General features: G+C 60.5%; 8 protein-coding genes. 5 read left to right on the top strand and 3 right to left on the bottom strand.

Annotation, left to right across the window (positions count from 1 at the left end):
* Window positions 1–172: 172 nt before the first annotated feature.
* Genes AC5JJ6_RS40530 through AC5JJ6_RS40520 form a run of 3 tightly spaced genes read right to left on the bottom strand, consistent with a single transcriptional unit; the run spans window position 173 to window position 1010 of the window.
* Window positions 173–388, bottom strand: a complete 216-nt coding sequence (locus AC5JJ6_RS40530; protein ID WP_496047483.1) for a hypothetical protein — start codon at window positions 386–388, stop codon at window positions 173–175.
* Window positions 388–750, bottom strand: a complete 363-nt coding sequence (locus AC5JJ6_RS40525; RefSeq protein WP_496047482.1) for a DDE-type integrase/transposase/recombinase — start codon at window positions 748–750, stop codon at window positions 388–390. The genes AC5JJ6_RS40530 and AC5JJ6_RS40525 overlap by 1 nt, the downstream gene beginning before the upstream one ends.
* A gap of 11 nt (window positions 751–761) precedes the next feature.
* On the bottom strand, window positions 762–1010 hold the full coding sequence (locus tag AC5JJ6_RS40520; protein WP_496047481.1) for a transposase: 249 nt from the start codon (window positions 1008–1010) through the stop codon (window positions 762–764).
* 333 nt (window positions 1011–1343) lie between these two features.
* Here AC5JJ6_RS40520 and AC5JJ6_RS40515 point away from each other — a divergent pair, with 333 nt between their 5' ends.
* The 5 genes from AC5JJ6_RS40515 to AC5JJ6_RS40495 all read left to right on the top strand — a co-directional run.
* A complete protein-coding gene (locus AC5JJ6_RS40515; RefSeq protein WP_496047480.1) occupies window positions 1344–1541 on the top strand; it encodes a hypothetical protein in 198 nt (65 codons plus the stop codon).
* A gap of 99 nt (window positions 1542–1640) precedes the next feature.
* Window positions 1641–2123, top strand: coding sequence for a hypothetical protein (locus tag AC5JJ6_RS40510; protein ID WP_496047479.1), 483 nt, complete (start codon window positions 1641–1643; stop codon window positions 2121–2123).
* Window positions 2124–2462: 339 nt separating this feature from the next.
* Window positions 2463–2684: a hypothetical protein gene (locus AC5JJ6_RS40505; RefSeq protein ID WP_496047478.1), complete on the top strand. Its 222-nt coding sequence runs from the start codon at window positions 2463–2465 to the stop codon at window positions 2682–2684.
* A 13-nt stretch (window positions 2685–2697) separates the two neighbouring features.
* Window positions 2698–3945, top strand: coding sequence for a beta-barrel domain-containing protein (locus tag AC5JJ6_RS40500; RefSeq protein ID WP_496047477.1), 1248 nt, complete (start codon window positions 2698–2700; stop codon window positions 3943–3945).
* On the top strand, window positions 3942–5186 hold a 1245-nt coding region (locus tag AC5JJ6_RS40495), incomplete at its 3' end, for a peptidase domain-containing ABC transporter (protein ID WP_496047476.1). The genes AC5JJ6_RS40500 and AC5JJ6_RS40495, both read left to right, overlap by 4 nt.

Below are 5186 nucleotides of genomic sequence, written 5' to 3'. Positions count from 1 at the left end.
AGAACTGTCCACTCCGCCTATGACGATGGAAAAAATGACCACAATATCAAGCTCTGAGGTAACTCCCCAGGTACCCGGTTGACAGTCATGCGGTACGGAGGCACCCGGCGGGTTCTGTCAGCTTTCGGGACAAGTTGCGTAACGGACAAGCATCTGGCTATCAGAAGCTGTATCATGCGGCGGAGATCAGGTCCCGCAGCGCGGCCACGCGCTGCACATGAATGGACCGGCGGCGGGCGAGGGAGACGTTCTGGTTGATGTAGCTGGTCGGACGTAGGAAGTTGCGGACTTCGTTGAAGGCGCGGCAGAAGCGATGAGCCGCATCGAAATTTTTGCACCCGCGCATCGACCGGTAGCGTCCTTTTATTCCCCGGTGATTCCGTTCGATTACGTTGTTTTTATACTGACTGGTGCGATGGTCGACGTCGGTGCCGAGTTCGTGGGATAGCTGGTGTGGCCATCGGTTGTGACCTGCTCGGGCTCGGGCTCGACCTCGGTGACGGATCTGGCGGAGCGGAGGAATTCCTTGGCGGCGGCCATATCGCGAGTTTCACTGAGATAGACGTCGACCAGATTGCCGTCGCGGTCGATTGCGCGGTAGAGATAGCACCATGCACCGGCGACTTTGAGGTAGGTCTCGTCGACATGCCAGCATCGGCCGGCTTTGCCACCCCGGCGCTTGCGCAGGCCTTCGGCCAGCAGCGGCGCCAGCTTGGCTTCCCAGTCGCGCACCGCCTCGTGGGTGAACACGATGCCTCAGATCAGAAACATTTACTGCCTTCGGCATTAGCTAAAGCTCCGGCCAAGTCGCGCAGGCTCAGCTTGTAGCGCAATCTCCAGAAGACCACGAGAAACACGATGTCGGTCGGGACTTGGACCCGGTTGAGCGCCGTGCCGGTTCGCTCGTTGAACCGCCGCCCGCAATCGCGGCACCGGAAGCGACGGAAACCATGAACCGTCCGCTCCTCCCGCTTGGTGGTCGACGACGAGTGGCAGTGTGGGCAGTTCATGATGGCTCTCTTGATCCTTTAAAATCGGACCGGCAACCTATCCACTGATGGCGCTTTCGGCAAGCTGCCCCGAGATCTGACAGAACCCAACATCCTCTCACACCCCGCGCCGACGATCCTTCTCTTAAGGATAGCGTAGCTTCTTCGAGAAAGTTATCCCTTAGAATTCATCTTTAGTGTGCGTTGGTTCACACATTTCAATCAGCATAGGTGTCAACAATCAACAATGCTGCGGAAAACTAATGATTAGGCATTCAGCCTATTGGCTCCGCCGCTGCGGAACGTTTTCTTGGCAAAGTTTCGCAAACCTTTCTCCTGACTGAGAGCAATATCATGAAACGGAAAATCGATTCCATGCCGGAGCAGATCCAGCAGCTTGAGGCTCCGGTGAGCTTGACGCCGGATCAGATCGCGGAAGCCGTGGGTGGCGCGGCGGTCGGCGCTGTTTCTTCTTTCAGAATCGAAGATCTGATCATATGCGGCGGCCCCTTCCTCAATCCAAGTTTCGGCCTGGAGCCGGTCGGCATCTAAGTCTCGTCGAATAGGCGCCAGTCGCCATATCGCACCGGCTGGCGCCTACCTTCGCCGGCAAGAGTATCCAGATCGGCAGCATGGAACAGGAGTGTCGACATGACGGCTTCTGATAAAAAACCGCCCGTTATTCAGTGCCCGAGCGCTCAACCGACTAATCCGGGGGCCGTCGTCTTCGGCGTTGTGACCGGAACGACAGAGTCTCCCCGGATCGGTTACCTGACTGAAGCGCAGCCTGTCACGGAGTCGCTCCTGGCACTGGCCGGCCAAGCAAATCCAGGCCAGGTATTTCGCGCGGCATCCCCATGCGCGGGCGGTGGCTGCAAGCATTTCGACGGTACTGATTGCCGTCTTGCTACGAGGATAGCCCAGTTTCTGGATCCGGTTGTCAACAGCCTCCCTGCTTGTGAAATCCGCCCGACCTGCCGCTGGTTCCGTCAGGAAGGCAGGGTCGCCTGCCTTCGATGCCCCCAAGTCGTTACCGAAGTCTGCACCACCGACGAATACAGGCGATGGATCGCGGATCCGGAAAGTGTCGCCGGCACATCCGATAAATCGGAAAACATTTCCTCAGGTCCCTAGCCGATCCATTTGAAGCTTCCCTCTGGGGTGAGATGATCCCGGAAATGGGTTCTTCCGTACTTTGCGTGGAAGCCGTGAGCGAGCCTGGGCAGGCATGCTGAGATCTTGGTACAGTTCCGTTGCTTCTTCGCCATAAGTGGCAGGGGTGCAGCCGCAGCGGCGTTTATCGGACCATTCTTTCCGTTCCCGATCCTCTTTGGCACCATCTGACGCCCCGCTATTGGGGATGCCGATGCGGTTAGAACCGCCTGAAACTACGAGCAGCGTGAGCCACTTCACGCAAAGATCCAAGATGGCCTTTTAACGGGCATTGCCTGGCTTCAGTCACAGGATGATATCATGCATGTCGAACAGGACGGCCCTCCCATCAGCGGCGGTGATCCCGAAAAAAGGACTGTCGCACTCGATGGAGAGGCGTTGGCCGAAGTCAGCGGCGGCGTTCCCGGCATCAGCGTCTGCCCAATTCCTCCTGTCCTCGTTGTCGGCGGCATTATTGATGGTGTCGTGACCGGCGTGAAAGACGCCGTCAACGCGGCTTTGACCGTCACCAAGATCTTCTGACGAAGATTGAACCATGACGGTGCTCCTCTTCCGCAAACAGGCTTTGGCGGCGGCGACATCCGAAACACCTGTGATGGCGCTGCCGCCGGCGCCAGTGTCCTGGCGGATACTGACCAGCTTCCTGGCGCTGATGGCGGCTATCAGTGTGGCGTTCGTGACCACAGCCGGTTATGCCCGAAAGGAAACCGCCGTGGGAGCTCTGGCGCCTGTCACCGGGGCGGTGCAGATCGTGCCAATACGGGCCGGGGTCGTAGCGGCCCTGCCTGTGAAGGAGGGCGACAGGGTCGAGGCTGGACAGATCCTGCTGACCCTCGACTCCCGACAGACCCTTGAGGATGGCGGCACCCTCGAAGCCTCGCTGACCGATGCTCTGGCCCGCCAGGCCAAGCTTCTGCGCGATCAGATCGCCGCCGAGGACCAGAAATCTACGGCAGAGGACGCGCGGCTTGCATCCCTGATAAAGGGCACCGAGTCTGAGCTTGTCGCCCTGCGGGCGGAACGGTCGCTTCAGGTCGAGCGCATCACTCTTGCATCCGAGCGACTGGAAACCCTGCGAGCGCTACGCAGAAGCGGCTATGTCGCTAAGACTGATTTGCGATCGCAGGAGGAGACTTGGCTGTCCCAGCGCCAGTCTCTGGTCGCACTCGACCGCCAGATCGCGGCATCCGAGGGAGATTTTGCTCAGGCGCGGAACCAGCGCGACCAGATCGCCCCCCAGACGGCGTCCAAGCTGGCGCAGCTCACCTCCTCGCTGGCCGATCTCGAGCAGCGGCAGGCGGAAGTCACGGCACGCGGGGAGCAGGTCGTGCGATCACCGGTTGCCGGGCGTGTCTCAGCCCTCCAGACCACTGTCGGTCGCACCGTCGATTCCAGCCGTTCGGTGATGACACTGATGCCGGAAGGATCGGAGCTGAGGGCCGAACTCTACGTCGCCAGCCGCGCCATCGGCTTCGTCGCCGAGGGGCAGCGGGTGAGACTGATGTATGACGCCTTTCCATTCCAGCGTTTCGGGGCCTATTCCGGCACCGTCGAGCGGGTGTCGGCGACGGTATTCACGCCAAACGACGCCACTGGTTCCGTGACGATCAAGGAACCGTCCTACCGCATCGTCGTGCGTCTCGAGCGGCAGGACGTGGATGCCTTCGGCCAGGCGGTTCCCCTGCAACCCGATATGACGGTCAAGGCGGATATCGTGCTGGAGGAACGCTCGGTTCTGGAATGGCTGCTGGAGCCGCTCTATAGCGCCAGGGGAAGAATGTGAACGCCACAAGCCATCTCCCGAACCTGCTCGGCGGCCCACGCCTGCCGGTGATCCTGCAGTCCGAAGCTGCCGAGTGCGGTCTTGCCTGCCTGGCTATGGTCGCCACGTATCACGGCCACGAGGTTGACCTCAACGCGCTACGCCGCAAGTTCTCAGTCTCGATGAAGGGCACGACGCTCAAGACCGTGCTGCACATGGCCCAGCGTTTGGGCATGGTCGGGCGCGGGTTGCGGCTGGAGCCGGACCAGCTGAAGAGCCTGTGCACTCCCTGCATCCTGCACTGGGACATGAAGCATTTTGTGGTGCTGAAGGAGGTGCGCGGCGACCGGGTGGTTATTCACGATCCGGGCCAGGGTGTGCGCCGCTATACCCTGGCGGAGGCGTCAAGCCACTTTACCGGGATCGCTCTGGAACTGACCCCGACAACGGCCTTCGAGAAGAAGAAGGACATCCAGAAGCTGCCGCTGACGTCCATGTGGGGCCGAGTGGCGGGCATGGGTCGCGCTCTGGGTCAAGCCCTGCTGCTGTCGATTGTACTGCAGATGTTCGTGATGGCGTCGCCTTTCTACATGCAGCTGACGATCGATGAGGCGGTGCTGAAAGGCGACTTAGGATTGATGGGAGCACTCGCGATCGGTTTTGGCCTGCTGATGCTGTTCAGAGTCGCCGCCGACTACGTGCGCTCCCACGTGCTGCTCTTCCTCGGCGGTGCGCTCAACTATCGGATGGGCGCCAACCTGTTCAATCACCTGATCCGGCTACCGCTCGATTGGTTCGAAAAGCGCCACGTCGGCGACTTGGTTTCCCGCTTTGGATCGACCGAGCCGATCCGCCGCCTGATTGCGGAAGGATTCGTCGCGGCCGTGGTCGATGGCCTGATGGCGGTGCTGACCCTGACAGTGATTTTCTTCTACAGCCCTACCCTGGCCGGAGTCGTCCTGGCGGCCCTTTGCCTCTACGCGGGCATGCGCTTCGCACTTTACCGCTCGCTGCGCCAGTGCGAGGAGGACGCCATCCATGCGATGGCGAGGGAGCAAACCTCCTTTATCGAGACGGCTCGCGCGATGCAGTCGATCAAGATCTTCGGCCGCGAGGTGGACCGGGTCGCCGTGTGGCAGAACCGCTATGCTGACTCGATCAGCCGCAAGGTGCGCCTCGGCCGGTTCAAGGTCGGGTTCAAGGCCGGCAATGATTTGATCTACGGCATTGAGAACGTTCTGGTGATATACCTGGGTGCCAGA

This window comes from Skermanella sp., assembly GCF_059503625.1.
This window is presented reverse-complemented; position numbering and strand designations above follow the sequence as displayed.